This is a genomic window from uncultured Jatrophihabitans sp. (assembly GCF_964252635.1).
Classification (GTDB): Bacteria; Actinomycetota; Actinomycetes; order Mycobacteriales; family Jatrophihabitantaceae; genus Jatrophihabitans.
Window position 1 is genome coordinate 1 of the sequence record NZ_CAXUNP010000052.1, and the last position, 25,050, is coordinate 25,050.

Annotated in this window: 26 protein-coding genes; 12 read left to right on the forward strand and 14 right to left on the reverse strand. The window is 72.6% G+C overall.

Going from position 1 to position 25,050, the window contains the following annotated elements:
* Positions 1-130 precede the first annotated feature (130 nt).
* From ACFFCA_RS17485 to mraZ, 3 genes are all read right to left on the reverse strand, one after another.
* Positions 131-733 carry a hypothetical protein gene (locus ACFFCA_RS17485; protein WP_375487119.1) on the reverse strand — a complete coding sequence of 201 codons (603 nt, stop codon included), beginning with the start codon at positions 731-733 and terminating at the stop codon, positions 131-133.
* Entirely contained in the window at positions 730-1,710 is a 981-nt protein-coding gene (gene rsmH, locus ACFFCA_RS17490) for a 16S rRNA (cytosine(1402)-N(4))-methyltransferase RsmH (RefSeq protein ID WP_375487121.1), read from the reverse strand. The genes ACFFCA_RS17485 and rsmH overlap by 4 nt, the downstream gene beginning before the upstream one ends.
* Before the next feature lie 243 nt (positions 1,711-1,953).
* Entirely contained in the window at positions 1,954-2,385 is a 432-nt protein-coding gene (gene mraZ / locus ACFFCA_RS17495; RefSeq protein ID WP_375487123.1) for a division/cell wall cluster transcriptional repressor MraZ, read from the reverse strand.
* A 291-nt stretch (positions 2,386-2,676) separates the two neighbouring features.
* Here mraZ and ACFFCA_RS17500 point away from each other — a divergent pair, with 291 nt between their 5' ends.
* Genes ACFFCA_RS17500 through ACFFCA_RS17510 form a run of 3 tightly spaced genes read left to right on the forward strand, consistent with a single transcriptional unit; the run spans position 2,677 to position 7,309 of the window.
* On the forward strand, positions 2,677-3,639 hold the full coding sequence (locus ACFFCA_RS17500) for an AAA family ATPase (protein ID WP_375487166.1): 963 nt from the start codon (positions 2,677-2,679) through the stop codon (positions 3,637-3,639).
* Between the two features lie 2 nt (positions 3,640-3,641).
* The gene (locus ACFFCA_RS17505) at positions 3,642-4,952 is read left to right on the forward strand and encodes a DUF58 domain-containing protein (protein WP_375487125.1); all 1,311 of its coding nucleotides are present in this window, start codon (positions 3,642-3,644) and stop codon (positions 4,950-4,952) included.
* A complete protein-coding gene (locus ACFFCA_RS17510) occupies positions 4,949-7,309 on the forward strand; it encodes a transglutaminaseTgpA domain-containing protein (RefSeq protein WP_375487127.1) in 2,361 nt (786 codons plus the stop codon). The genes ACFFCA_RS17505 and ACFFCA_RS17510 overlap by 4 nt, the downstream gene beginning before the upstream one ends.
* Positions 7,310-7,452: 143 nt before the next feature.
* On the opposite strand, the gene ACFFCA_RS17515 is transcribed toward ACFFCA_RS17510, so the two are convergent.
* From ACFFCA_RS17515 to cobA, 5 genes are all read right to left on the reverse strand, one after another.
* Positions 7,453-7,845 carry a DUF3040 domain-containing protein gene (locus tag ACFFCA_RS17515; protein WP_375487129.1) on the reverse strand — a complete coding sequence of 131 codons (393 nt, stop codon included), beginning with the start codon at positions 7,843-7,845 and terminating at the stop codon, positions 7,453-7,455.
* Positions 7,846-7,971: 126 nt separating this feature from the next.
* Positions 7,972-9,294: a DNA polymerase IV gene (gene dinB, locus ACFFCA_RS17520; RefSeq protein ID WP_375487131.1), complete on the reverse strand. Its 1,323-nt coding sequence runs from the start codon at positions 9,292-9,294 to the stop codon at positions 7,972-7,974.
* Positions 9,295-9,318: 24 nt separating this feature from the next.
* Positions 9,319-10,074, reverse strand: coding sequence for a class I SAM-dependent methyltransferase (locus ACFFCA_RS17525; protein WP_375487133.1), 756 nt, complete (start codon positions 10,072-10,074; stop codon positions 9,319-9,321).
* 93 nt (positions 10,075-10,167) lie between these two features.
* Entirely contained in the window at positions 10,168-10,578 is a 411-nt protein-coding gene (locus ACFFCA_RS17530; protein ID WP_375487135.1) for an SAV_6107 family HEPN domain-containing protein, read from the reverse strand.
* Positions 10,579-10,746: 168 nt separating this feature from the next.
* On the reverse strand, positions 10,747-11,946 hold the full coding sequence (gene cobA, locus ACFFCA_RS17535) for a uroporphyrinogen-III C-methyltransferase (RefSeq protein WP_375487137.1): 1,200 nt from the start codon (positions 11,944-11,946) through the stop codon (positions 10,747-10,749).
* Between the two features lie 146 nt (positions 11,947-12,092).
* Between cobA and ACFFCA_RS17540 the strand changes: the two genes are divergently transcribed.
* The 6 genes from ACFFCA_RS17540 (at position 12,093) to ACFFCA_RS17565 (ending at position 16,640) form a co-directional block, all read left to right on the forward strand.
* Complete coding sequence (locus tag ACFFCA_RS17540; RefSeq protein ID WP_375487168.1) at positions 12,093-12,179, forward strand: putative leader peptide; 87 nt, start codon at positions 12,093-12,095, stop codon at positions 12,177-12,179.
* A 66-nt stretch (positions 12,180-12,245) separates the two neighbouring features.
* A complete protein-coding gene (locus tag ACFFCA_RS17545; protein ID WP_375487139.1) occupies positions 12,246-13,931 on the forward strand; it encodes a nitrite/sulfite reductase in 1,686 nt (561 codons plus the stop codon).
* The gene (locus ACFFCA_RS17550; protein ID WP_375487141.1) at positions 13,919-14,617 is read left to right on the forward strand and encodes a phosphoadenylyl-sulfate reductase; all 699 of its coding nucleotides are present in this window, start codon (positions 13,919-13,921) and stop codon (positions 14,615-14,617) included. Before ACFFCA_RS17545 ends, ACFFCA_RS17550 begins: the two co-directional genes overlap by 13 nt.
* Positions 14,618-14,656: 39 nt before the next feature.
* Positions 14,657-15,262, forward strand: a complete 606-nt coding sequence (locus ACFFCA_RS17555; protein WP_375487143.1) for a sulfite oxidase-like oxidoreductase — start codon at positions 14,657-14,659, stop codon at positions 15,260-15,262.
* A gap of 5 nt (positions 15,263-15,267) precedes the next feature.
* Positions 15,268-16,017 (forward strand): FAD-binding oxidoreductase, encoded by a 750-nt coding sequence (locus tag ACFFCA_RS17560; protein ID WP_375487145.1) that lies wholly within the window; start codon positions 15,268-15,270, stop codon positions 16,015-16,017.
* 53 nt (positions 16,018-16,070) lie between these two features.
* The gene (locus tag ACFFCA_RS17565) at positions 16,071-16,640 is read left to right on the forward strand and encodes a GNAT family N-acetyltransferase (protein ID WP_375487147.1); all 570 of its coding nucleotides are present in this window, start codon (positions 16,071-16,073) and stop codon (positions 16,638-16,640) included.
* Between the two features lie 23 nt (positions 16,641-16,663).
* Here ACFFCA_RS17565 and metF read toward each other — a convergent pair whose 3' ends face one another.
* Positions 16,664-17,545, reverse strand: coding sequence for a methylenetetrahydrofolate reductase [NAD(P)H] (metF, locus tag ACFFCA_RS17570; protein WP_375487149.1), 882 nt, complete (start codon positions 17,543-17,545; stop codon positions 16,664-16,666).
* 76 nt (positions 17,546-17,621) lie between these two features.
* On the opposite strand from metF, the gene ACFFCA_RS17575 reads away from it, so the two are divergent.
* The gene (locus ACFFCA_RS17575; protein WP_375487151.1) at positions 17,622-18,587 is read left to right on the forward strand and encodes a phytoene/squalene synthase family protein; all 966 of its coding nucleotides are present in this window, start codon (positions 17,622-17,624) and stop codon (positions 18,585-18,587) included.
* Here the strand turns inward: ACFFCA_RS17575 and ACFFCA_RS17580 are convergent.
* From ACFFCA_RS17580 to ACFFCA_RS17590, 3 genes are read right to left on the reverse strand one after another with little or no spacing between them, the layout of a single operon-like run.
* A complete protein-coding gene (locus tag ACFFCA_RS17580; protein ID WP_375487153.1) occupies positions 18,508-18,840 on the reverse strand; it encodes a lycopene cyclase domain-containing protein in 333 nt (110 codons plus the stop codon). The genes ACFFCA_RS17575 and ACFFCA_RS17580 overlap by 80 nt on opposite strands.
* Complete coding sequence (locus tag ACFFCA_RS17585; RefSeq protein ID WP_375487155.1) at positions 18,837-19,181, reverse strand: lycopene cyclase domain-containing protein; 345 nt, start codon at positions 19,179-19,181, stop codon at positions 18,837-18,839. Before ACFFCA_RS17585 ends, ACFFCA_RS17580 begins: the two co-directional genes overlap by 4 nt.
* Positions 19,182-19,189: 8 nt before the next feature.
* A complete protein-coding gene (locus tag ACFFCA_RS17590) occupies positions 19,190-19,519 on the reverse strand; it encodes an Rv2175c family DNA-binding protein (protein WP_375487156.1) in 330 nt (109 codons plus the stop codon).
* A 101-nt stretch (positions 19,520-19,620) separates the two neighbouring features.
* Here ACFFCA_RS17590 and ACFFCA_RS17595 point away from each other — a divergent pair, with 101 nt between their 5' ends.
* Positions 19,621-21,018 (forward strand): FAD-binding oxidoreductase, encoded by a 1,398-nt coding sequence (locus ACFFCA_RS17595; protein ID WP_375487158.1) that lies wholly within the window; start codon positions 19,621-19,623, stop codon positions 21,016-21,018.
* Between the two features lie 140 nt (positions 21,019-21,158).
* Here ACFFCA_RS17595 and ACFFCA_RS17600 read toward each other — a convergent pair whose 3' ends face one another.
* Positions 21,159-21,932 (reverse strand): class I SAM-dependent methyltransferase, encoded by a 774-nt coding sequence (locus ACFFCA_RS17600; protein WP_375487160.1) that lies wholly within the window; start codon positions 21,930-21,932, stop codon positions 21,159-21,161.
* Positions 21,933-21,970: 38 nt separating this feature from the next.
* On the reverse strand, positions 21,971-22,789 hold the full coding sequence (locus tag ACFFCA_RS17605) for a spermidine synthase (protein WP_375487162.1): 819 nt from the start codon (positions 22,787-22,789) through the stop codon (positions 21,971-21,973).
* Positions 22,790-22,881: 92 nt separating this feature from the next.
* Here ACFFCA_RS17605 and pknB point away from each other — a divergent pair, with 92 nt between their 5' ends.
* Positions 22,882-24,870 (forward strand): Stk1 family PASTA domain-containing Ser/Thr kinase, encoded by a 1,989-nt coding sequence (gene pknB / locus ACFFCA_RS17610; RefSeq protein ID WP_375487164.1) that lies wholly within the window; start codon positions 22,882-22,884, stop codon positions 24,868-24,870.
* Positions 24,871-25,050: the final 180 nt, after the last annotated feature.

Genomic DNA, 25,050 nt, shown 5'->3' on the forward strand with positions numbered 1-25,050 from the left:
CCTCCCCTGGGGCGCCCCCCCGTTCCGTTCCCCTGGCGCGGAAGTCCTTGCCGCGGAACCGGTCCCTGACGGGGGACCGGTACCTGACGGGGCCCTTGGCGGGGCCCTTGACGCGGCTGGCGCCGATCGGTCATCGATGTCCTCCGGGCAGGGTGAGCGTCGGCGTGGGCGTGGAGGTCGGCGTGCTCGAGGACGTCGCCCGCGACGTCGAGGTCGACGGCTTGGCGCTCGTGCTCCGGTGCCGTCCGCCGGCCGGCGTCTTCGAGGTCTTCGGGGTCTTGGTGCTGTGGGCGCTCGTGCTCGTAGCCGGCGTCTTCGAGGCGGTCTTGGACGCCTTCGCCTTGTGCGGCGTGGTCGGGGCCGGGGCGATGGGCTGCGGCACGCCGACGACGGCCTTGGCCTTGCCGAGCACCTTCGCCGAACCGTCGGGGCCGAGCACGATGAAGGCCGGGTTGCCGGCGGGCACCATGCCGAGCTCGGCGGCGGCGCGGGCCAGGTTGCCAGGGGCCGCGCTGAGCGCGACCTGGTTGCGCAGCTGCTGCACCTGGGCGGCGACGCGCTGGTCGCGCGCGGCCAGGTCGCGCCGCTTCAGCTCGTTGGCCGCTGACGCGGTGTTCAGACCCAGCAGCAGCACGAGCCCGCCCAGGATGAGCGCGGTGACCAGCAGCGCGAACGGCACCCGGGGGGCGCGGGTCGCCCTACGGGCACCGGGCTGGCGGGTTGCGGTGCTCACGACGCGATCCGGATCCGCTCGGCGGCACGCAGCCGCACCGAGGCGGCGCGCGGGTTGCTCGCGACCTCGCCCTCGGTGGCCGGTTCGGACCCCCGGCTGAGCAGGCGCAGCTGCGGACCGCTGTCGGGCAGCGGCACCGGGAGGTCGGGCGGCGTGCGGTCGGTGGCCAGTTCGGCGAAGGCCTGCTTGACGATGCGGTCCTCCAGCGACTGGTAGGAGAGCACGACGATGCGTCCGCCCACGGTCAGTTCGGTCAGCGCGGCGGGTACCGCGGACCGCACCGCGTCCAGCTCGGCGTTGACCTCGATCCGCAACGCCTGGAAGGTGCGCTTGGCCGGGTGCCCTCCGCGTCGCCGCGTCGCCGCGGGGATGGCGTCGCGCACCAGCTCGGCCAGGGCCGCGGTCGATCGCAGCGGGGCCACCTGGCGCGCGCGCTCGATGGACCGTGCGATCCGCAGTGCGAACCGTTCCTCGCCGTACTCGCGCAGCACCCGCGCCAGCTCCGCGACCGGGTAGGTGTTGACGACGTCCTCGGCGGTGATGCCGCTGCTCTGGTCCATCCGCATGTCCAGCGGGGCGTCCTGGGCGTACGCGAACCCGCGCTCGGCCACGTCGAGCTGCATGGACGACACCCCGAGGTCGAACAGCACCCCGTCGACGCCGACGACGCCCAGCTCGTCGAGCACCTCCGGCATCCGGTCGTAGACGGCGTGCACGAGGTGGATGCGCTCCTGGTAGCGGGCCAGCCGGTAACGGCTGCGGGCCAGCGCCACCGGGTCGCGGTCGAGGCCGACGAGGGTCAGCTGCGGGTGCGCCTCGAGCAGGGCCTCGGCGTGCCCGCCCAGGCCGAGCGTGGCGTCGACGGCCACCGCGGGCCGGTCGGACAGCGCCGGGCCGAGCAGGGCCAGCACCCGATCGAGCAGCACGGGCACGTGGGCCGGCTCGCGTTCGCTCATGTCCTCGCTCCGCTCGGACATGCGGAGACGCGATGCCGTTGGTTCGCTCGGCAGGCCTCGCTCATGCTGGGGCTCCTGGGCGTCGTGACGGCGGGGACCGTCCGGAGGGCTCGGGTGTGGACTGCGGTGTCGTTGTTTCTGGTCCCCGCCCGTCCCGCCTGGCGCCGGGGAAGTGACGCCAGGTGGTTGGACGGGAGGAGGCCGGAGGCAACGACGGTCATGAGTCGATGGGGTGAGGACGGTCGGACGGGGAACACCTCGCGCTCAGAGCACGCCGGGCAGCACCTCCTCGGCGATGTCGGAGAACCCGGGCTCGGTGGCCTGCAGGTAGTCGTTCCAGGCACCGGAGTCCCAGACCTCGATGCGGGTGTTGGCGCCGATGACGACGCAGTCCTTCGACAGCCCCGCGTAGTCACGCAGGGTCGGCGGAACGGTGATGCGGCCCTGACCGTCGGGGTTCTCCTGCGAGGCGCTGGCGAACAGCACCCGCGAGTAGTCCCGGACGCGGCGGTCGGTGACCGGTGCGTTGCGCAGGGCCTCCGTGACCCGCCCGAACTCACCGACGGGGAAGACGTAGAGGCACCGGTCCTGTCCCTTGCAGATCACCAGGCCTCCTTCCAGGTCCTGTCGGAACCGCGCCGGGAGCGCCAGGCGGCCCTTGTCGTCCAGTCGCGGGGTGTGCGTACCGAGGAACACGGCCGCTCACCTCCGAGACCCATTCCGGGGCGGAAACGAGCCGGTCGTCACCAACTCTCCCCACTGGGCCCCACTCTAACCCACAACATGCCACGGTCAATGCCTGAACCGTCGTGTCGCGGTCACCGTTTCCCCCCACGGGGCGTGATCGGGCCCGTGCCTCCGGCGCAGGAAGTCGGCATACTCGAGAGACCTGCCGGGCGCCTCGGCGGCGCGACGACACCGAAGGACGGATTTGTGGACGACCTGCCCCGCAGTGCCCGCCATGCCGGTCCTGACCAGGACACCCCGATCGCCACGCTGAGCGCCGTGGCCGACGCCGGCAAGCGCATCGGCGCCAACATCGAGCAGGTCATCGAGGGCAAGACCCAGGCGGTGCGGATGGGCCTCGCGGTGCTGCTCGCCGAGGGTCACCTGCTCATCGAGGACGTGCCCGGCGTGGGCAAGACCAAATACGCGAAGGCCCTGGCCCGCTCGATCGACTGCTCCGTGCGGCGGATCCAGTTCACGCCGGACCTGCTCCCCAGCGACGTGACCGGCGTCAGCGTCTACAACGCCGAGGACCGCGACTTCGAGTTCAAACCGGGCCCGGTGTTCGCGAACATCGTCGTCGGCGACGAGATCAACCGAGCCTCCCCGAAGACCCAGGCCGCCCTGCTCGAGTGCATGGAGGAACGCCAGGTCACGGTCGACGGCGAGACCTACTACCTCGAGTCGCCGTTCCTGGTGCTGGCCACCCAGAACCCGATCGACATGGAGGGCACCTACCCGCTGCCCGAGGCCCAGCGGGACCGGTTCACCGCGCGCATCTCGATGGGCTACCCGGACCGCAACGCCGAGATCGCGATGCTCGACGAGCACGCGGCCGGCGACCCGCTCGACGATCTGCGGGCGGTGTCGGACGCGGCCGAGATCCGCGCGCTGATCGGAGCGGTGCGCAGCGTCTACGTGTCCGACGCGATCAAGGCCTACGCGGTCGACCTGGCGGAGGCCACCCGTCGCTCGAACGAGGTCAGGCTCGGCGCGTCGCCGCGCGCCACGCTGCAGCTGCTGCGGTCGGCGAAGGCCTGGGCCGCGCTCGCCGGCCGCGAGTACGTCATCCCCGACGACGTGCAGCACCTGCTGACACCGGTGCTGGCGCACCGGCTGCTGCTGACCGCCGAGGCGCACGTCGCCGGGCGCACGGCCGAGCAGATCCTGCGCCACATCGTCTCGGTGACGCCCATCCCCGGACCCGGGTCCGGAGTGCGCTGAGCGTGAGCCGACGTCTGGGGCTGACGACCCGCGCGAGCTGTCTGCTGGCCGCCGGCGTCACGGCGGTGCTGTGCGGGATCCTGCTCGGTGAGACCGATCTCGTGCGGGCCGGCGTCCTCGCCGCCGCCATCCCCCTGGTCGCGGCCGTGGTCGTGCACCGCTCCCGGCTGCAGGTGGCCAACCGGCGGGGTCTGGAGCCGCGGCGCGTGGCCTCCGGCGAGACGGTCACCGTCAATCTCACCGTCAGCAACCGATCGGTACTGCCCACCGGGGCGCTGATGCTGGAGGACCAGCTGCCCGCCGGCGTCACCGGACGCGCCCGCTTCGTCGTCGACTCCCTGTCCAACCGCGAGTCGCGCACGATCAGCTACCGCATCCCGGCACTCGGCCGCGGTCGCTACCGGGTGGGTCCGCTGCGCATCCGGCTCGGTGACTCGTTCCGGATGATCGAGCTCACCCGGTCCTTCAGCACGACGACCGAGTTCCTGGTGACCCCGCGGATCGACCGGCTGCCGGCGGTGAACCCGCCCCGTTCCGACGACCCCGGTGGCAACGCCGGGAGTCACTCCGTCGGTTCGCACGGGGCCGACGACGCCTCGACCCGCGAGTACCGCATCGGCGACGACCTCCGCAAGATCCATTGGCGCTCCACCGCGCGGACCGGACAGCTCATGGTGCGCCAGGCCGAGCGCCCGTGGCGGGCGCACAGCACCGTGCTGCTCGACGTCCGCAGGACCGCCCACGAGTCGCGCAGACCGGCCCCGGAGACCGCCGGCCCGGACCCGGTGGACGAGCGCGACAACAACAGCCTCGAGTGGGCGATCAGCGCGGCGGCGAGCCTCGCCGTCCAGGCCGTGCACGCGGGGCGCGACGTCGGGCTCGTCGTCGACAGCCAGCAGCCCGTCCGCACCCAGTTCACCGACGTCGACTCGCTCACCACCCAACTGGCGGTGCTGCGCGAATCGCCGTCCGCGGGCCTCACCGGCATCGCCGACCAGATCCGCAGCGCTGCCCACGAGTCGGCGCTGGTCGCCGTGCTGGGGCGGCTGGGTGCCGCCGACGTGCGGTTGCTCGCCGAGGTGCTGCCGCGGGGGCGGTCCACCCCGGCGATGGCCCTGCTGCTCGACGTCGACTCCTGGGCCGGGAACGCCCCGGAGCCGGACCGGCGCTCGTCCACCGAGGCGGCTGCGGCCGTGCTGCGCTCGTCGGGATGGCGCGTCCAGGTCGTGCCGCACGGCACTCCGCTGGCGTACGCGTGGCAGCTGCTGCTGGCCGGCGCCGGCGTGCGGACCCAGGCGGTGGCCGCCCGATGACCGCGACCGCTCCCCCACGTCGCGCCCCGGGCGCCGGCCCGGCTCCGGCGCCGCCCCGACGCCCGGTGTCGCCCGGCGTCCGCCGCACCGCACAGGCGCTGCTCGGAGCAGCGCTGGGGGTCATCCCGCTCAAGGGCATCTTCAGCGACTGGGCCTGGCTGGCCGACGTGTGGATCAGCATGCTGGTGGTGCTCGGCCCGGCCATGTGGCTGCGCCGGCGCCGACCGCCCGGCGCGCTGGACATCTGGCCCGGCATCATCCTGCTCGTGCCGTGGCTGACCCTGCGGTTCGTCTCCGAGCACGCGGTGGGCGGCCTGATCCCCACCGCGGCGACCATGCACCAGGTCTCGTCGCTGCTCGGCGACCTGCACGACACCACGGCCAACTCGGTGGCGCCGATCCACAGCACGGTGGCCGTGAAGCTCGTCCTGTGCGCGCTGCTCGGCCTGCTCGCCGCGCTCATCGACCTCATCGCGGTCGTCGGCCACCGCGGTGCGCTCGCCGGGGTCCCGCTGCTCGTCGTCTACACCGTCTCCGGCGCGGTGCCGCGCGAGCCCGTGTCGTGGGTGTGGTTCGTCTTCTCCGCCGCGGGGTTCCTGCTGCTGCTCGGTCTCGACGCCGGCGACGAGCTCGACCGGTGGGGGCGACGTTTCCGCAGTCCGCGCCGCCCGACCAGCACGGCCCGTTGGGCCGTGTCCGCCCCACGGATCGTGGTCACCGCGCTCGTCCTGGCCGTCCTGGCGCCGCTGCTCGTGCCCGGTCAGTCGCGCAATCTCATCGCCAACGCGTTCCACGGCAGCAACGGCAACGGCGTCGGTGGTTTCGGGGGTAGTGGCGGCGGGTCGATCAGCCCCTTCGCCGCGCTCAAGGGCCAGCTCGACCGGCCCTCACCGGTGTCGATGGCTCGGGTGCACATCAGCGGCGGCGCGCCGACGCAGCCCTTCTACCTGCGGGTCAACGTCCTGGAGCGTTACACGGGCGACGGATGGCAGGTCGCCGACCACGGCGACCAGGTCTCGGTCGACGCCAACCGTTTCGACACCGTCCCGCAGGACGGGGGCGCCGAGAACAGCGTCTCCATGCAGGCGCAGATCAGCATCACCGGGCTGCGCGGGAACGCGCCCGTCTTCACCCAACCGGTCTCGATCAACGGCCTGACCGGCGGCACCTGGGCCCCGAAGGACCAGATCCTGCTCGGCGACAAGGTCACCAAGGGTCAGACCTACGTCGAGAACTTCGAACAGTCCGCCCCCACCGCCAACCAGCTCACGGCCGCCACCGGCACACCGGGCGCGGAGCTGGCCGACGACCTGCAGCTGCCCGGCAACTTCCCGTCCTACGCCCACCAGCTGGTCGAGAAGTTGACCAAGGGCCTCAGCAGCCCCTACCAGCAGGCTCGCGCCATCCACGACTACTTCACCAATCCGGCCAACGGGTTCGTGTACAACCTCAAGACCAAGCCGGGCGACTCCGGCTCGGCCCTGGTCGACTTCCTGCGCAACAAGCAGGGGTACTGCCAGCAGTACGCCGCGGCCATGGCCGTCATGCTCCGTGACGCGAAGGTGCCGGCACGGGTCGTGCTGGGCTACATGCACGAGCCGGCCGACGCGTCCGGCAACTTCACGGTCACCAGCGCCGAGGCGCACTCGTGGGTCGAGGCCTACTTCAGCGGGATCGGCTGGATCCCGTTCGACCCGACACCGGCAGCCGGCCTGGTCGGCGGCACCAAGACCGACCTGCCCTGGGCCCCGCACCCCAACGGCAGCAGCGGGCAGGCTCCGGCCAACGGCATCCCGCAGAAGTCCGCCGGGTCCTCGGCGTCCACCTCCCCCACGCCGACGTCAGCGGCGCCCAAGGGCGCACAGCCGCAGGCCGAGTCGACCGGCAGCGGCACGTCGACCGCTCCGTTGTGGTGGGCGCTGGGTGCGATCGTCGTGCTGGCCTTGGTCCTGACCCCCGCCGCGGTGCGGGCCGGGCGCCGCCGGCGGCGGCTCACGCACGCGCGGCGTGCCGGGGACGCCGATGCGCTGTGGGCCGAGCTGTCCGACACCGCGGTCGATCTCGGCTACGTGTGGTCATCGGCCCGGTCGCCGCGCCAGGTCGCCGGTTGGCTGGGCGGCGCGGCCACCGGGTCGGCCGGTTCGCTGCAGGAACTGGCGGCGGCCGTCGAGCGCGGCCGGTACTCGGGTCCGGGCAGCCACATGGTGGACGAGCGGGCCCTGGAACGCGGGTTGCGGGATGTCACCGGCGACCTGCGTGCCGGGCGCAGCCTGTCGACCCGACTGCGATCGAGGTTGTGGCCGGCGTCGCTCGGCTGGGGACCGCCGGCTCGTCGACGAGGCAGCCGCGAGGCCTGACCCGTTCGCACCGGTCGTGCCGCGCGTCGGAGCTGCGCCCGGTGTCCCGCACCGGACGGCCAGGACAGACGACGACAGCCAGCGCCCTGCGGGCACCGGCTGCGGTCAAACTGCGGGACTGGCCTCCGTCGACGCTGCAGGGATCAGTTCTCGTCGAAGCGCTTGCGGAGCCGGTCTTCCATCCGGTTGCGCAGACCGCCCTGCCGCTGCGGGCTCTGCCGCGGCTGCGCGGCGCCGGAGGCGTCGTCGGGCGTGGCGCTCGAGCGGTCGCGCCCACGGATCACCTGCACCGCGTACCCGGCCGAACCGACCACCAGCACGAAGCCGACCACGCTCAGCGCGATGATCTGCGAGATGAGGCCGACGAGGACCAGGCCGAGACCGACGATCGTGCCGAGGATGCACAGAACGACGGAGCGTCTCGTGCGCGAGCGTCGTCGCGCCGATCGGACCGACGCCGCGAACTTGGGGTCTTCGGCGTACAGGGCCTGCTCGATCTCATCGAGCAGACGCTGCTCGTGATCGGAGAGCGGCACCGGGCCCTCCTTCGTCGCCGCGGTCGGGGGGACAGCAGCGTTGGTTCGTCTGGACGAGAATGATGTACCCACCGGTAGGCGGCGCATACACCTACGAGCATACGAGCCGAATCGCGTGTTCGAAAGTTACGGGTCGAGTGAATCGGATCGTCGCGGCGCCCGCGGCCGGTGACGATCCGCCGAGCTCACCGGGGCACTCGCGCCGTCGGCATGCGGACCCAGCAGCGAGCCCGAGGTCACCGCGGCCGGGCCGAAGCGCGACCGCGCCGCATCGATCGCCCGATCGGCCCGCATTCGTCCCGGCTCGCCCGCCGGGACCGTCTCGGTGCGGGACAGGTCGAGCGTGAGCTGCTCCGGGGCGTCGTCGGCGTCACGGAGGTTCTCGCACTTCACCCCGACCAGGCGTACCCGCGGCTGATCGAGGTCGAGCCCGCGGTAGAGGTCCGCCGCCGTCCGGAAGATCTCGCCGGTCGAGGCCGTCCACGACGGCAGGGTGCGGACGCGGGTGATGGTGCGGAAGTCGGCGAAGCGGATCTTGATGCCCACCGTGCGCGCCACAAAGTTCCGCGACCGGACCCGCGTACCGACCTCCTCGGCCAGGCGCAGCAGCTCGCGGCGGACATCGCGCTCGAGGACGAGGTCGGCGTCCATGGTGCGGTCGGCGCTGATCGACTTCTCGACCTCGTCCGGCTCGACCGGGCGCGGGTCGTGCCCGGCGGCGAGCGCGGACAGGTGCTCGGCCCCGGCCACGCCGACGGCCCGGCGCAAGGTGTCGGCCGGGATCGCGGCGAGATCGGCGACAGTGCGCAACCCGAGGCGGTGCAGCGACTCGGCGGTGCGCTCGCCCACTCCCCACAGCGCCGTCACCGGCAGCGGGTGCAGGAACTCGAGCACCCCCGCCGCGGGGACGACGAGCAGGCCGTCGGGCTTGCACCGGGCCGAGGCCAGCTTGGCCACGAACTTGGTGGGGGCCACGCCGACCGAGCAGGTCAGCCCGAGCTCGGCGGAGACCCGCTCGCGGATCGCGGCCGCGATGGCCCCCGGCCGGCCCTGCCCGCGCACCGCACCCGAGACGTCGAGGAAGGCCTCGTCCAGGGACAGCGGCTGCACCAGCGGCGTGACGTCGCGCAGGATCCCCATGACGTGCGTCGAGGCGGCCGTGTACGCGGCGCGATCGGGCGGCAGCACCACCGCGTGCGGGCACCGACGCAGGGCCTGGCTCATCGGCATCGCGCTGCGCACGCCGTACTTGCGGGCTTCGTAGGACGCAGCGGCCACCACGCCGCGGTGCCCGCCGCCGACGACGACCGGGCGGTTGCGCAACTCCGGGCGGCGCTTGATCTCCACGCTGGCGTAGAACGCATCCATGTCGACGTGCAGCATCGGGCAGCCGCTGTCGTCCCCGTCGAACGTGCCGGCCGACCGGGGAAGGTCGGCGCTACGGCCCATGTCCGTCAGCCATGATCCGGGCCGTCAGGCATCGGTCGGACGACGCGACAGCAGGTGGATGCGTCCCGCGAGGTCGGCGAAGGGTGCACGGTCGGCGGCCTCGGCATCGAGGTCGGCGAGGGCCTGACGAGCGCCGGAGGAGTCGAGGGCCGCGCCGGGGACGAGGTCGGAGAAGACGCCGATGCCGTGGCGGGCCACCGGGACCAGCCCCGCGCCGGCGCACAGTGCGTCGACGGTGCGCGGGCCGACCGAGTCGTCGGGCTCGTCGAGGCGCCGCAGCTCACGCAACGCCTGCGCGGGCTCGCCCGCCAACGCGCGCGCGAGCACCGCCGCGGGCGGGTTGGCGACCAGCACACTGACCAACCCGCCGGGACGCGCCGCGGCGACCATGGCCGCGAAGGTGGCCGCCACGTCGTCGACGGCGTCGAGGATGCCGTGGGCGAGCACGGCGTCGAAGGCACGACCCGGGAACAGCTCCCCCAGCCGTTCGGCCTCACCGGCGACGGGATGCACCCGCTCGGTGACGCCGGCCTCGCCGGCGCGCCGGCTCAGCGTGGTGAGGGCGTCGGCGCTCACGTCGACGACGGTCACGTCGCAGCCGGCGAGCGCGAGCGGGACGGCGTAGGTGCCGCTCCCGCCGCCGCAGTCGAGCACCGCGGGCGGTGTCCCGCCGCCGCTCGACTCCTCGAGGGCCTGCGCGAGCAGCCTCGACACCAGGCCCACCCTGCCGGCCGCGGCACGGCCGGCGGCCAGGCCGGTCTCGGTGTGCGTGCGGGTCACGAGGCCGAGGTTAGTCGGGCCCTCCGACAACCGGTGGTCCCGACACCGACGATCACGCGATCAGGTCGAACCACCGTGCCGGACGGCCCGTCGTCAGGCAGCGAGCAGGCCCACCGTGTCCTCGACGAGGGTCAGGAATTCGTGGGCGGCGCGCACCTGATCGTCGGCCGTGCGCGTGCTCACCGCGGACCAGGCACCCGCCTCGACCGCGGCGCGTACCGGCGCGCCGGCCGCGAAGAAGCTCGCCCAGTCGCCGTACTCGGGCGCCACCCGCTCCAGCAGCACCCACACGCTCAGCAGGCGACGACGGGCACCGGCCGGCCAGCCGCGCTGGGCGGAGACGGCGGCGGCGGAACGCAACGCGGACAGGTGGGCCAGCCGGAAACGCTCGCCGGCGTCGTCGGCACGATCGGCCTCGGCCAGCACCGCACGGGCCTGCTCGAGTAGCCCCAGGGCGGAGCCGCGGGACGGACCCGCCAGCACCGGTAGTGATCGTGCAGCCATGACAACCTCCAGGACGTCCTGCGGTGGCCCGTCCGATATTAGCACAGAATTCGAACGCGACTCGTTCGGTATCAGTGCTGCTCAGACTGCAACGCGGGTCCGACAGTTTTCGATACCTCCGCTGCGTCGGTCGCCGTCGTCGGGTTCGTCACTGTCCACCGAGTTTCGTCACCGCCCGCCGAGCACGTCCACCACGGCCCCGACGACGACGACCGCCGGCGCCCCGACCCCGGCCTCACGAGCTGCGGCGTCGATGCCGTCGAGCCGGGCGCGCACGACCCGCTCCTCCTCGCTGGCCGCACGGTGCACGACCGCGGCCGGCGTCCCGGCCGGCCGCCCGTTCGCGATCAGGGCATCCGCGATCAGGCCCAGACGGTCCATGGCCATGAGGATCACGAGGGTGCCGGCGTTCGCGGCGAGCCCGGGCCAGTCCACGCCCTCCTCCGCCGGGCGGCCGGGGTCCAGATGACCGGAGACGACGGTGAAGTCGGCTGCGACACCGCGGTGGGTCAGCGGGATGCCGGCCAGTGCCGGCGCCGCGAGCGCCGAGCTGATCCCTGGGACCACGGTCACGGGCACCCCGGCGGCCAGGCAGGCGAGCCACTCCTCCCCGCCGCGGCCGAACACGAACGGGTCCCCACCCTTGAGCCGCACGACGCGCAGCCCGGCACGAGCCCGGGCCACCAGGACGGCGTTGATCTCGTCCTGGGTGAGGTTGTGGCGGTGCGCGGACTTGCCGCAGTCGATGACCTCGACGTCGTCGGGGAGCCCGTCGAGCAGCTGTCGTGGTGCGAGCCGGTCGACGACGACGACATCGGCGTCGGCCACCACCCGGCGCCCGCGCACGGTGATCAGTTCGGGGTCACCCGGCCCGCCCCCGACCAGGGCGACGGAACCGCCCGCGGTCCGCCGGTGCGCCCGCACCGGCAGGTCCCCGGCCTCGAGGGCCGCCGCAACCGCGTCGCGCAGCGCCCGGGCCCGGCCCGGGTCGTCACCGCCGTTGACCGCGACCGTGACCTCGCCGAGCCGGGCCACGGCGGGTGTCCGGGCCGTTCCCTCGGCGGCGGCGTCGGCCCGGACGCAGAAGATCTGTCGCGCGCGGGCCGCCTCGGCGACCGCGGCGTTGACCGCCTCGACGTCGGTGCAGGCGACCGCGAGCCAGGCGCCGTCCAGGTCTGTGGGCGCGAAGCCACGCTCGACGACCACGACCCCGTCCACCCGCAGCTCGTCGACCACCTCGGGCGCCACGACGACGACCTCGGCTCCCGCGTCGACCAACCCCTGCGCACGACGGGCCGCGACCTGTCCCCCGCCGACGACGACGACCCGTCGGTGGGTGATGTCGAGCAACAGCGGGTATCCGGTCACCCGTCCATTGTCCCGGGGCCCGTGCACCCGCCACGCCACCACCGAGTTGTCGCTGCGTACACGCGGCGTTCCCTACGGTGCGGGTAGGGATGTCGGTCGCGTCTCGCTCGTGCCGGACCATCGATCCGGTGTGGGACGATCGAGGTATGGCGCTCCGCTTCCCGTCGCACACCCTCGTGCTGACCCAGCGCCGTCACATCGACCTGCTTCGTGTGACGACCGCGGCCTGTTGAGCGCCGGCGCGACCATGCGCCGCCCACGATGACCGCACCGCCACCGTCCGTCGAAGGGAACGCCGCATGCCGGCGCGAGAGAACGCAACCCGCTCCACCAAGCCGCTGCGCGGCCAGGGCCAGTGGGCCCTCGGCTACCGCGAGCCGCTGAACCCGAACGAGCGCAGCAAGCGCGACGACAACCCGCTGAACGTCCGCCAGCGCATCCTGGACATCTACAGCAAGCGCGGCTTCGCCAGCATCGACCCGGGCGACCTGCGCGGTCGCTTTCGCTGGATGGGTCTGTACACCCAGCGCAAGGAAGGCATCCCGGGCGGCAAGACCGCGACGCTGGAGCTCGAAGAGCTCGACGCCGAGTACTTCATGATGCGGGTGCGCATCGACGGCGGTGCGCTGACCAGCGAACAGCTGCGCGTGGTCGCCGGCATCTCCACGGAGTTCGGTCGCGACGTCGCCGACGTCAGTGACCGGCAGAACGTCCAGCTGCACTGGATCCGCATCGAGGACGTGCCCGAGATCTGGCGCCGCCTGGAGGCCGTCGGCCTGTCCACGACCGAGGCGTGCGGCGACTGCCCCCGCGTCATGCTGGGCTGCCCGCTCGAGGGCGTTGCCTACGACTCGGTGATCGACGCGGCGCCGATCCTGCAGCGCGTCGTCGACAAGTACCTGGGCGACCCGGCCTTCTCGAACCTGCCGCGCAAGTTCAAGACGTCGATCTCGGGCTGCTCGCGGCACTGCACGAACCACGAGATCAACGACGTCGCCTTCGTCGGTGTCGACGGTCCCGACGGCGAAGCGGGCTTCGACCTGTGGGTGGGCGGCGGCCTGTCGACCAACCCGCGGTTCGCCGAGCGGGTCGGCGTGTTCGTCCGGCCCGACGAGGTCGACGACGTGTGGGTCGCCGTCGTGTCGATCTTCCGCGACTACGGCTACCGGCGTCAGCGCAATCACGCGCGCCTCAAGTTCTTGATCGCCGACTGGGGTGTCGAGAAATTCCGGCAGGTCATGCAGGACGAGTACCTGCACCGCACCCTCCCCGACGGCCCCGCACCGCCCGCGTCCCCGAGCCACCGCGATCACATCGGTGTCGAGGAGCAGACCGACGGACGGGTGGCCATCGGCGGTACGACCAAGGCCGGCCGCACGTCGGGCACGGCGCTGGCCGGGCTGGCCGACCTCGCCGACCGCCACGCCGGGAGCGAGGGTGGACAGGTCCGGCTGACCGCCCAGCAGGGCATCGTCGTGCTGAACGTCTCTGCCCAGGACACCGAGGCCGTCGTCGGCGAGCTGGCCGAGCTGGGCTACACCGTGCGCCCGTCGGCGTTCCGGCGCGGCACGATCGCGTGCACGGGCATCGAGTTCTGCAAGCTCGCGCTCGTGGAGACCAAGGCCCGGGCCGACACGATCCGCGGCGAGATGGAGCGGCGGTTGCCCGACTTCGACACACCGGTCACCATCAACGTGAACGGCTGCCCGAACTCGTGCGCCCGCTTCCAGGTGGCCGACATCGGGTTCAAGGGCATGGTCACCCGCGGTGACGACGGCGCCTTCCAGGAGTCCTTCCAGGTGCACCTCGGTGGGCAGATGGGCACCGACGCGGAATTCGGTCGCAAGTTCCGGGGTTTGAAGGTGTCAGCAGAGGAGGCGCCCGACTACATCGAGCGTGTCCTTCGCGGTTACCTCGAGCACCGAGAAGGAGGCGAACCGTTCGCGGCCTACGTGTCGCGGGCGGACGAAGCATGGTTGCTCTGACGACGCGGGACGAGATGAAGGCGCTGGCCGAGAAGGCCGGCGAGGAACTCGAGGGCGCGAGTGCGCTCGAGATCCTCCGGTGGGCCGACGAGCAGTTCGGTGGGTCCTGGGCGGTCGCGTCCTCGATGGCCGACACCGTCATGCCGAGCCTCGCCGCCACCGTGCGTCCGGGGGTGGACGTGCTGTTCCTCGACACCGGCTATCACTTCGCCGAGACCCTGGGCACGCGGGACGCCGCCGCGGCGACACTGCCGATCACGGTCCGGACCTTGACGGCGCAGCAGAGCGTCGCCGAGCAGGACACGTCCTTCGGCGCCCGGCTCTACGAACGCAACCCCGACCAGTGCTGCGCGTTGCGCAAGGTGCTTCCTCTGCGCAAGGCGCTGCAGGACTACAGCGCGTGGGCGTCGGGCCTGCGGCGCGACGAGTCGGCCACCCGGGCCGGCGTCCGGGTCGTCGAGTGGGACGACGGACGCGGCATGGTCAAGCTCAACCCCATCGCGGCCTGGACCCAGGACGACGTCGACGCCTACATCGCCGAAAACGGCGTGCTCGTGAACCCGTTGTTGTTCGACGGGTACGGCTCGGTGGGCTGTGCCCCCTGCACGCGGCGCATCGTCGAGGGTGAGGACGCCCGTGCCGGGCGGTGGTCCGGGTCGAACAAGGTGGAGTGCGGCATCCACTAACCTGCGTGCTCAGGCGTGGCTCGGAGCGGAGGTAACGGCATGGCGACTCGCGGATTCGTGGGCAGGCGGCGTCCGACCCCACCGGGCCGACTGCCACCCGGCCAGTACGACGTGGGCCACGACTTCCCGGTGCTGACGGCCGAGGCGACGCCCGTGGTGCGCCCCGAGACCTGGACCCTGACCGTCGACGGCCTGGTGGCGAACGAGCACACCTGGACCTGGGACGACCTGCATCGCGTGCCGCAGTCCGAGTACCGCGGCGACATCCACTGCGTCACGACGTGGTCGAAGTTCGACACCACCTTCGGCGGGGTCAGCCTCGACGTCCTGTTCGACGCGGTCGAGCCGTTGCCGACGGCCACGCACGTCTTCGTCACCTCGACCACCGGCTACACCACCAACCTGCCGCTCGACGAACTGCGCGGCGGCAAGGCCTGGGTGGTGTGGACCTTCGACGGCAAACCGCTGCCTCGCGAGCACGGCGGCCCGGTACGGCTGCTCGTCCCGCGCCTGTACTTCTGGAAGAGCGCGAAGTGGGTCACCAAGCTCACCCTGCGCGACCACGACCAGCAGGGGTTCTGGGAGCGCAACGGCTACCACGACCTCGGCGACCCGTGGCTCGAGCAGCGCTACCAGGGCGACTGACGAGGGTGACTGAGCAGGTCGGCGAGCTCGACGCGGACGAGCACTCCCGCGGCAGGCGGAGGGCACCGGCCGGTGGCTGGCGCACCGCGGTCGTGCGTGAAGTAGCGCATCCGTCGCCGCACGGCGTCCGGTTGCGGCTCGAGGTCCCCGACCGCGTCGACCACTGGCCCGGCCAGCACTACGTCATCCGGTTGACGGCCGAGGACGGCTACACCGCACAGCGCTCCTACTCCGTCGCGTCCGACCCCGCGGACCCGTTGCTGGAGTTCTGGGTCGAGCGCCTCGACGAGGGCGAGGTCTCGGGTTTCCTGGCCGACGTCGTCGAGCCCGGCGACGAGCTCGAGATCCGCGGCCCGATCGGCGGCTGGTTCGTCTGGACCGCCACCGAGCCGATGCTGGGCGTGGGGGGCGGGTCGGGCGTCGTGCCGATCGTGGCCATGCTGCGCCACGCAATACGGGTCGGGCAGCCCGACCTCGTCCGGCTCGCCGTGGCGTCCCGCACCCTGGCGGAACTGCCCTACGCCGACGAGTTCGCCGCCGCCGGCGCGTTGATCGTGCTGTCCCGCGAGGACGCGCCCGACGGCCGGGCGGCAGCCCGGATCACCGGCGACGAGCTGGCTGCGCTGGTCCCGCCGACCGGGCCGTGCCTGGCCTGCGGTTCGACCGCGTTCACCGGTGCGGTGGTTCGTCTGCTGGCCGACCACGGGGTGGATGTGCGGCGGGTCCGCGTGGAGAGCTTCGGGCCCAGCGGCTGACGCGCCGACCGGGCCGGCTGTGCGTCGCCCACGGCGTGGGGCACGATCGGGGTATGCGTGCCGCCGATCCGCCCTCGATCGACGGGATACGCGTGCAGGTGTGGGAGGCGTCCCGTTTCGTCCACCATCTGCAGGACGCGATGAACATCTACGTGTCGGCGATGGGCTACCCGCACCACACCGGCGCGCAGCGGGCCGTCAGCGCCCGTAAGCACGCTGCGCTCGACGGCTTCGCCTGCCGGGCCGCTGTCACCGACGGCGGGACGATCGTCGGCTTCGGCTACGGCTACACGACGCGCCCCGGGCAGTGGTGGCACGACCTGGTGCGGCGCGCACTCGTCCGCGAGCACGCGGAGTCCTGGCTGGACGACGCGTTCGAACTCTCGGAGTTGCACGTCCTGCCCGACTACCAGGGCTCGGGCGTGGGTCGACGAGTGCTCGGGGAGCTCGCCGCCTCGCTGCCGCACACCGCGATGCTGCTGTCGACCCCCGACACGGACACCCGCGCGTTCCGCCTCTACCGCGACACCGGCTTCGTCGACCTGGCCCGCAACTACCTGTTCCCGGGCGACGGCCGACCGTTCGCCGTGCTCGGCGCCCGGCTGCCGCTGCGCAACATCTGAGCCGATGCCTCTGTGGCGTCGCCTCAGACGCGGGCGGGGACCGACAGCTCGGCCATGACCTCGCGGGTGGCCTTCGAGAAGTTCATGGTGATGAAGTGCAGGCCCGGCGCGCCCTCGTCGAGGAGGCGCTGGGCCAGCGCGATCCCCTGCTCGATACCCAGGGCACGGACGGCCGGCGCGTCGTCGCGGACGGCGTCGAACTGCTCGAGCAGGTGCGGCGGGAACGGGGCGCCGGACAGTTGCTCCGAGCGCTGGATGGTGTTCATCGTGGTCACCGGCATGATGCCCGGGATGATCGGGGTGTCGCACCCGCTCGCGGCCACGCGGTCGCGCAGGCGCAGGTAGTCCTCGGCGTCGAAGACCATCTGGGTGATGGCGTAGTCGGCTCCGGCCGCGCACTTGGCGACCAGCATCCGGGTGTCGTCCTCGACACTGGCCGAACGCGGGTGCTTGTAGGGGAAGGCCGCCACGCCGACGCAGAAGTCGCCCGCGCCGGCGATGAGCTCGACCAGCTCGGAGGCGTACTCGACGCCCTGGTCGTGCTTGACCCATTCCCCGTCGACCGCGCCCGGCGGGTCGCCGCGCAGCGCGAGCAGGTTGACGATCCCGGCCGACGCGAGCCGCCCGACGATCGCGCGCAGCTCGGCGATCGAGTGGTTGACGGCGGTGAGGTGGGCCACCGGCGTCAGGGTGGTGTCCTGGGCGATGCGCTCGGTGACCGCGATCGTGTTGTCGCGCGTCGAACCGCCCGCTCCGTAGGTGACCGACACGAACGACGGTTGCAGCGGCTCGAGCTCGCGGATCGTCTTCCAGATCCGGCGTTCGTCCTCCGGCGTCTTGGGCGGCATGAACTCGAACGAGATCGTGGGGCCGGGGCCGGCCAGGGCGTCCCGAACGGTGCGCATGCCTCGAGGATAGAGGCCGGGACGCCGGCCGGGGGCCGGACACGACGGCGGACCCCGCTCTGCCACGATGGGCGGCATGATCGCCGCTCGGGAGCAGGACGCCGCCGGCATCGAGGGCGCGGCCCTGCGTGACAGCTACAGCCGCTGCCGGGCGCTGGCCGCCGAGCACGGCAAGACCTTCCACCTGGCGACCCTGCTGCTCCCCGCCGCGAAGCGACCCTTCGTGCACGCGCTCTACGGCTTCGCCCGCCGCGTCGACGACATCGTCGACCAGAACCCCGACCTGACCGACGACGAACGCGCCGAGGAATTGATTCGCTGGAGCGAGGACTTCCTCGTCGACCTCGAATGGGGCGACACCTCGGACCCGATCAGCCGCGCGCTCATCGACACGGTCGCGCGCTGGCAGATCCCGCACAGCTACTTCGCGGACTTCCTGGAGTCGATGCGCATGGACCTCACGGTGCGCACCTACCCCACCTTCGCGGACCTGCGCACGTACATGTGGGGCTCGGCCGCGGTCATCGGGTTGCAGATGATGCCCATCCTGGGGCGGCTCGACGACGACGTGCGCTGGGACGTCGTCGAGTCGCACGCCATCGACCTCGGCCTCGCCTTCCAGATGACCAACTTCCTCCGTGACGTCGGCGACGACCTGCGCCGTGGCCGCGTCTACCTGCCGCAGGAGAGCCTCGAGATGTTCGGCGTCGACGAGGGCCGGCTGCGGCGGGGCATCGTCGACGAGTCCATCCGCAACCTGCTGGCGTGGGAGATCGAACGGACCCGCGGGTTTTACGCCGCGGCCGAGCCGGGCATCGAGCTCGTCCACCCGACCTCGCAGGACTGCCTGCGCGCCGCCTCGACGCTGTACGGCGAGATCCTGACCGAGATCGAACGGGCCGACTACGACGTGTTCTCCGAACGTGTCCGGGTGGGTCAGGTGCGGCGGGCCACCGTCGGCCTCAACGCCCTGCGGGGGGCCGTGACCGCGCGGCGCGGGACCGTGACACACGTCCCGCCCAGACCCACAGCACCAGCGTGACGAGCACCAGGGTGAACCCGAACAGCAGGTCCTCGAACGGCGCGAAGACGATGTGGACGCCGACGATCTGGTCCGGGTCGTAGCGCACGATGCGCAACCCGGTCAGCAGACCGTTGACCACGAGCTGGAAGAACAACACGATCGCGTACGCCACCCAGAACGCGCGGCGCAGCAGCAACCGGGTGCGGATGACGGCGAGGTCGAGCAGGGCAACGACGGCGACACCCAGCAGGGCGGCCTCGGTGTAGGTCACCGCTCGTCGTCCTGCGGTTCGTCGCCGAACGACCACTCCGGCTTGCGCGCCCGGACGGCCTCGAGCGTGAGCACCGCGCAGATCGGGATGACGAGGAAGAACAGCAACTCCTCGAGCGGCAGCGAGCCGGGCAGGGTCACACCGACGAGATAGGCGCCGTCGTAGTGCCAGGCGCCGGCGCGGATCTCCAGGACGTCCCAGATCACGAACACGACGGCAACGGGAAGCACGGCCACGGCCAGCCGGCGCCACCGGCGGTAGACGCCGACGTGCAGGACGAATTCCAGCGGCAGCGTTCCGAGCAGGCAGCCGGCCAGGATGCCGAGATAGGTGAGATGCACCGGCGGCGTCAGAACCCGGCGGCCTGGGCGCGTCGCTTGACCTCGGTGCCGCGGTTCGCGCGCAGGGCCGCGAGCGGCGACCCGGGAAGCGACTCGTCCTCGCGGTCCAGCCAGTCCAGGATCTCGGGGTCGGCGAAGTGCGCGTCGCGCAGCAACGTGATGACGGCCGGCAGGGACTTGACCACCGCCCCGTCCTGGATCATGTCCGCGGGCACGCCGCGCCGACCGGACCCGGGGTCGCGCGCGACCACGAGCTGGCCGTCGCGCACCAGTTGCGTGACCCGGGTGACCCGGCAGCCGAGGGCGTTCGCCGCCTCGTCGAATGTCAGCAGCTGCATGCCCTCCACAGTGCCAGAGCGACGCTCGACAAACCGGTGGCGGGTCGACCAGCGTCGCTCGTCGGGCCGCCCGCGGCGGCACGCGTGTCTACCGTAGGCGGATGACCACTCTCGGGAGTCCGCTGCTCGACCGGCTCCGCGCTGCCGTCCCGGCCGGACATCTGCTCGACGACCCGGACGTCACGGGCGGCTACAGCCACGACGAGGCCGAGTGGGCGCCGCACGGCCGTCCCCTGGCCGTGGTGCGGGCCCACGACGCCGAGGAGGTGCAGCGGGTCGTGCGGTTCTGCGTCGAGACCGGGACGCCGGTCGTGCCCCGTGGCGCGGGTACCGGTCTCTCGGGCGGCGCGAACGCGGCCGACGGTGCGGTGCTTCTCAGCCTCGAGGCCATGGACAGGATCGTGGAGATCGATGCGCAGGAGGGGCTGGCCGTCGTCCAGCCCGGGGTCGTCAACCAGACGCTGCGCGAGGCGTGCGCCGAGCACGGCCTCTGGTACCCGCCCGACCCGGCCAGTGCGCCGTGGTCGACGATCGGCGGCAACGTGGCCACCAACGCCGGCGGCCTGTGCTGCGTCAAGTACGGGGTCACCCGCGACTACGTGCTGGCGTTGCAGGTCGTCACCGGGACCGGCGAGCTGGTGCGCGTCGGGCGGCGCACCGCCAAGGGGGTGGCCGGCTACGACCTCGCCGCCCTCCTCGTCGGCTCCGAGGGCACGCTCGGGGTGATCACGGAGGTCACCGTGCGGCTGCGATCCGCCCGCCAGCCCGAACGCACCGTCGCGGGGTACTTCGCCTCCGTCGTCGACGCCGGGACGGCGGTCGCCGCCGTCGCGGCCGCGGGCGTGGTGCCCTCGGCGTTGGAGCTCATCGACCGGCACTGCCTGAAGGCGGTCGACGACTGGAAGCACATGGGCCTGTCGGTCGACGCCGAGGCCGTGCTGCTGGCCCGCACCGACGCTCCCGGCCCGACCGGTGAGGCCGAGGCCGAGGCCATCCGCACCGCGTTCGAGGACGCGGGCGCCACCTGGGCCGCCGTGGCGACCGACGAGCGCGAGTCCGAGGCGTTGTTCGAGGCCCGGCGGCTGGTGTACCCCGCCGTCGAACGGCTCGGGCCGGTGCTCACCGAGGACGTCTGCGTGCCCAAGGCCAAGGTGGCCGAGATGCTGGCCCGCATCGATCGGATCGCCGCCCGCCACGACACCGTCATTGCCAACATCGCGCACGCCGGGGACGGCAACCTGCACCCACTGCTCATCACCCCGCCGGGCGACGACGCGGCGCGCGCACGGGCCCAACTCGCGTTCGACGACATCATCACCGACGCGCTGGACCTCGGCGGCACCGTCACGGGCGAGCACGGGGTCGGCCTGCTCAAGCGCGACGGTCTCGCGCGCGAGCTGTCCCCCGCCGTGCTGCAGCTGCACCGCGCGATCAAGACGGCGCTCGACCCGCACGGCATCCTCAACCCGGGCAAGGTCGTCGCGGTCGACGCCCGCTGACCGACCACCCCCGCGAGTGGTGGGTTATCCCGCGAGTGGTGGGTCATTTCCCACCACTCGCGCGATAACCCGCCACTCGAAACGGGGGGTCGCCGCGTGAGGGTCGACGCCGGAAGAGCCCCACCCGACGACGGACCGCGTCAGCGGCGGGCGAGCAGCAGCAGCGTCGAGTACTCGACGGTGACCGTCCCGCCCAGCTCGTCGACGACGTCGCCCAGGGCCGACAGCAGGCTCTCCCGCGTCGGCCGGCGCAGCAGGTGGTGGTCGCTGAACGTGGCGAGCAGGTCGAGCCACTCGGCCCGCGCGTACCGCTGCTGCCAGTCGAAGTGCCGCGTGCGGGTGTCCCCGAACCCGGCCGCGACGAGCTCCGGTTCGGCCGCGTCCGCCGAGCTCGACCCTCGGCTGGCGAGACCGTTCGTCCGTCCCGCCAGAGCGGGGGCGTGCCGCTCGTAGACCGCGTCGAAGCGTCCGCGCAGCTCGGGCGCGAGGGAGTGCACGTTCCAGAACAGCGCGACCGTTCCCGACGGACGCACCAGCCCTGCCGCCTTGCGGGCGCCCGCGCGCGGGTCCACCCAGTGCCACGCCTGGGCGCTGGTGAGGAGGTCGAAGGTGCGCCCGGCGTCGTCCCAAGTCTCGAAGGCGCCCACCTCGACGTCGACCCCGTGCTCGCGCGCGACCGCGGCCATCCCCGCGTCGGGCTCGACGCCCAGGACGCGCATCCCCCGCTCGGCGAGCATCACCGCGGCCTTGCCGGTGCCGCACCCGACGTCCAGGACATCGACGCCGCCGAGCGTCGCCAGCTCGTCGAGCAGGGCCCCGGGGTACGGGGGCCGGGCCCGGTCGTACTGCTCGGCGATGGAACCGAACGACTCGGCGCGGCGACGGTCCCGGTAACCACCCGAGGTGCTCGGCACCCCCGGTCCCCCAGCCCCTCCGTCGGCGTCGGCGTCGCTCACTGCACCCGCCACGTGTCCTCCGGGGGCTCGGGCGAGCGCATCGTGTCCTCGTCGGTGAGGACCCGGCCGTCGCCGAGCGCGGTCACGACGCCGTGCGGGAAGGCGGCCCGTGCCGACGCCCTCCGGATCTCGTCCCCGGGCAGCGCAGCCGCCGACGCGACGACCACGATGTTGCCGAAGCGCCGCCGCTTCAACACCGCCGGGTCGGCCACGACCAGCACCTCGGGCAGCGACCGGCGCGCGGTCTCGACGACGCGGGACGCGTAGCGCAGCGGCGGGCCGTCGGCGATGTTCGCGAGCAGGACCCCGGACGGCTTGAGCACGCGGGCGACGTCGGCCAGGAACTCCGCGGTGGTGAGTTCCGGCGGCACCCGTCCGCCGTGAAAGGCGTCCAGCACGACGACATCGGCGCTGGAGTCCTTCAGGAACGCCACGCCGGTGCGGCCGTCGACGGGCCGCACCCGGATGCGCGCGCCCCGCGGGAACGGCAGGCGGGCCCGGACCAGGTCGGTCACGGCCGTGTCGGGCTCGAGCACGATCTGCGGCGAACCGGGACGCGTCGCGGCGACCCAGCGCGCCAGCGTGCAGGCACCCCCGCCGACGTGGGTGACGGCCAGCGGACCGTCGGGCAGCGCGGTCAGGACGTCGGCGAAGATCTCGACGTAGTCGAAGTCCAGGAAGGTCGGGTCCTCGAGGTCGACGTAGGACTGCCGGACGCGGTCGATGAGCAGCAGGTAGCCGCCGGGACGGTCGATGTCCTCGAGCAGTTCGAGATGTCCGGCCTGTCCGAGTTCCTCCCCGAGTGCCGGATCCACTCCCCCAGCCTACGGGGGTCGCGCCTTACCGAACGGTGAGCACACGCGGAGCGTCCTACGGCCTGAACGGTTTCCGCCCGTAGACTCACCGCGTGCAAACGGCGACCGCAGATCCTCTGGTCGGCCGCAAGCTCGAAGGTCGGTACCGCATCCTGGACCGCGTCGCGCGGGGCGGGATGTCCACGGTGTACGCGGCCATCGACGAGCGGCTCGACCGGCTGGTCGCCGTCAAGGTGATGAACGCGGCGCTGTCCGCCGACCCCGCCTTCAGCGACCGTTTCGCCCGTGAGGCCCGGGCCGCCGCCCGGCTGTCGCACCTCAACACGGTGTCGGTCTACGACCAGGGCCACGACATCGCCGCCGACGGTCACCACGTCTTCCTGGTGATGGAGCTCGTCGAGGGCCGCACGTTGCGCGAGCTGCTGCACGAGCGCGGCAAGCTGACGCCGGCGGAGGCCGTGGCCGTCATGGAGCCCGTCCTGAGCGCGCTGGCCGCGGCGCACCGGGCCGGGCTGGTGCACCGCGACGTCAAGCCCGAGAACATCCTGCTGTCGGACGACGGCGTGGTGAAGGTCGCCGACTTCGGCCTGGCACGGGCCGTCGAGACCGACCCGACGTCCACCCGCACCGGGTTGATGATGGGCACGGTCGCCTACTGCCCGCCGGAGCAGCTGAGCAAGGGCAACGCCGACCCCAGGTCGGACGTCTACTCGGCGGGCATCGTGTTCTTCGAGCTGCTCACCGGGCAACCGCCCTACCGCGGCGAGTCGGCGATGAACGTCGCCTACCAGCACGTCAACAGCCGGGTGCCCGCGCCGTCGTCACGCGTACGGGGCATCCCGGAGGAGATCGACGAGCTCGTCGTGGCCGCCACCGACCGCGACCCCGGGGGCCGGCCGCCCGACGCCGCGTCGTTCCTCGCCGAGCTCGCCGACGTCCGCACCCAGCTGCACCTGCCGATCACGCCCGTGCCGCCGCGCCAGCGCCGGCCCCGCACGGACCCGGAACCGCGGCATCGCACCCCGCACCGGCCGAACGACGCCACCACCGGCGTGCTGCACGCCAACGCCGGCCGGCACGACACCAGCGTGGTCCCCGACCGCCGCACCGATGCCCGTCCGCCCTCGCGCGGCGCCGACGGTCTCCCACCGCCGGTGGTCATCCCCCCGCCGAACCGGCGCAAGCGGGGGCGCCGCCGTGCGCTCCTGGTGATCCTGCTCGTCCTGGCCCTGGGCATCGCGGCGTTCTTCGGCGCCCGCAGCTTCATCGCCTGGCGCTTCGCCCACGTCCCGGACGTCACCCGGTTGAACGAGAGCAGCGCGATCGCCAAGCTCAAGGACGCCGGGTACAAGACGCGCAAGCAGCCCGGGCCCGAGTACAACGAGACGATCCCCGCCGGTCGGGTCGTCGGCACCGACCCGGGCAGCGGCTCCCGGCTGTCCACCGGACACACCGTGGTCATCACGCTGTCGGCCGGCCCGCACTACTACCCGCTGCCGAGCCTGCGGGGCCAGACCCCGACCCAGGCCCGGACCGCGCTGATGGCCGCCGGCCCGGTCAACATCGTCCAGAACCCGGTCTTCCGCTACAGCGACACCGTTGCGGCGAACCTGGTCATCGGCACCACTCCCGCGGCGGGCGCGCGCGTCCGCGGCGGCCAACAGGTCACGATCATCGTGTCCAAGGGCCTGCCCACCGTCAGCATCCCGAACATTGCGCCCGGCACCCCGTACGGGCAGGCCAAGAGCGCGCTGCGCAAGGCCGATTTCAAGACCACGCGCACCGACGACTACAGCGACACGATCCCCAAGGGCGGCGTGATCTCGATCAGTCCGACCGGCAGCGCGACGAAGTTCAGCACCGTCACCATCGACGTGTCCAAAGGGCCGCAGAACGTGACGCTGCCCGACATCCCGGTGGCGACCCCGCTGTCCCAGGCCACCCAGACCCTCACGGCTCTCGGCCTGAAGGTGGTCAACCGGCAGATCGGCGCACGACCCGACCCGGTCGTCTACAAGATGGACCCGGGTGCAGGCACGTCGGTGCCGGTGGGCTCGTCGGTCACGCTCACCACGCTCTGACCGGGCGCAACGACCTACCTACCGACTACGTACCGACCCGGCCGGCCACCTACCGACGAGCAAGCCGGCCCGGCCACCTACCGACGCGACCGGCCCCGCCGACCGGTCGGCCGGGCCCGGCGGCCGGCCCGTCCGGCGAGGGCCGGGGCCCGGGGGCGGCGGGGGAGGCCGGCCGGGTGG

Excerpts from the sequence above, each read along its gene's own strand:
- ACFFCA_RS17545 (WP_375487139.1), top strand. The coding sequence starts at position 12,246 with ATGCCGGCGCGAGAGAACGCAACCCGCTCCACCAAGCCGCTGCGCGGC.
- ACFFCA_RS17555 (WP_375487143.1), top strand. The coding sequence starts at position 14,657 with ATGGCGACTCGCGGATTCGTGGGCAGGCGGCGTCCGACCCCACCGGGC.
- ACFFCA_RS17510 (WP_375487127.1), top strand. The coding sequence starts at position 4,949 with ATGACCGCGACCGCTCCCCCACGTCGCGCCCCGGGCGCCGGCCCGGCT.
- dinB (WP_375487131.1), bottom strand. The coding sequence starts at position 9,294 with ATGGGCCGTAGCGCCGACCTTCCCCGGTCGGCCGGCACGTTCGACGGG.
- ACFFCA_RS17550 (WP_375487141.1), top strand. The coding sequence starts at position 13,919 with ATGGTTGCTCTGACGACGCGGGACGAGATGAAGGCGCTGGCCGAGAAG.
- ACFFCA_RS17575 (WP_375487151.1), top strand. The coding sequence starts at position 17,622 with ATGATCGCCGCTCGGGAGCAGGACGCCGCCGGCATCGAGGGCGCGGCC.
- ACFFCA_RS17540 (WP_375487168.1), top strand. The coding sequence starts at position 12,093 with ATGGCGCTCCGCTTCCCGTCGCACACCCTCGTGCTGACCCAGCGCCGT.
- ACFFCA_RS17595 (WP_375487158.1), top strand. The coding sequence starts at position 19,621 with ATGACCACTCTCGGGAGTCCGCTGCTCGACCGGCTCCGCGCTGCCGTC.
- ACFFCA_RS17590 (WP_375487156.1), bottom strand. The coding sequence starts at position 19,519 with ATGCAGCTGCTGACATTCGACGAGGCGGCGAACGCCCTCGGCTGCCGG.
- ACFFCA_RS17565 (WP_375487147.1), top strand. The coding sequence starts at position 16,071 with ATGCGTGCCGCCGATCCGCCCTCGATCGACGGGATACGCGTGCAGGTG.
- ACFFCA_RS17530 (WP_375487135.1), bottom strand. The coding sequence starts at position 10,578 with ATGGCTGCACGATCACTACCGGTGCTGGCGGGTCCGTCCCGCGGCTCC.
- rsmH (WP_375487121.1), bottom strand. The coding sequence starts at position 1,710 with ATGTCCGAGCGGAGCGAGGACATGAGCGAACGCGAGCCGGCCCACGTG.
- metF (WP_375487149.1), bottom strand. The coding sequence starts at position 17,545 with ATGCGCACCGTTCGGGACGCCCTGGCCGGCCCCGGCCCCACGATCTCG.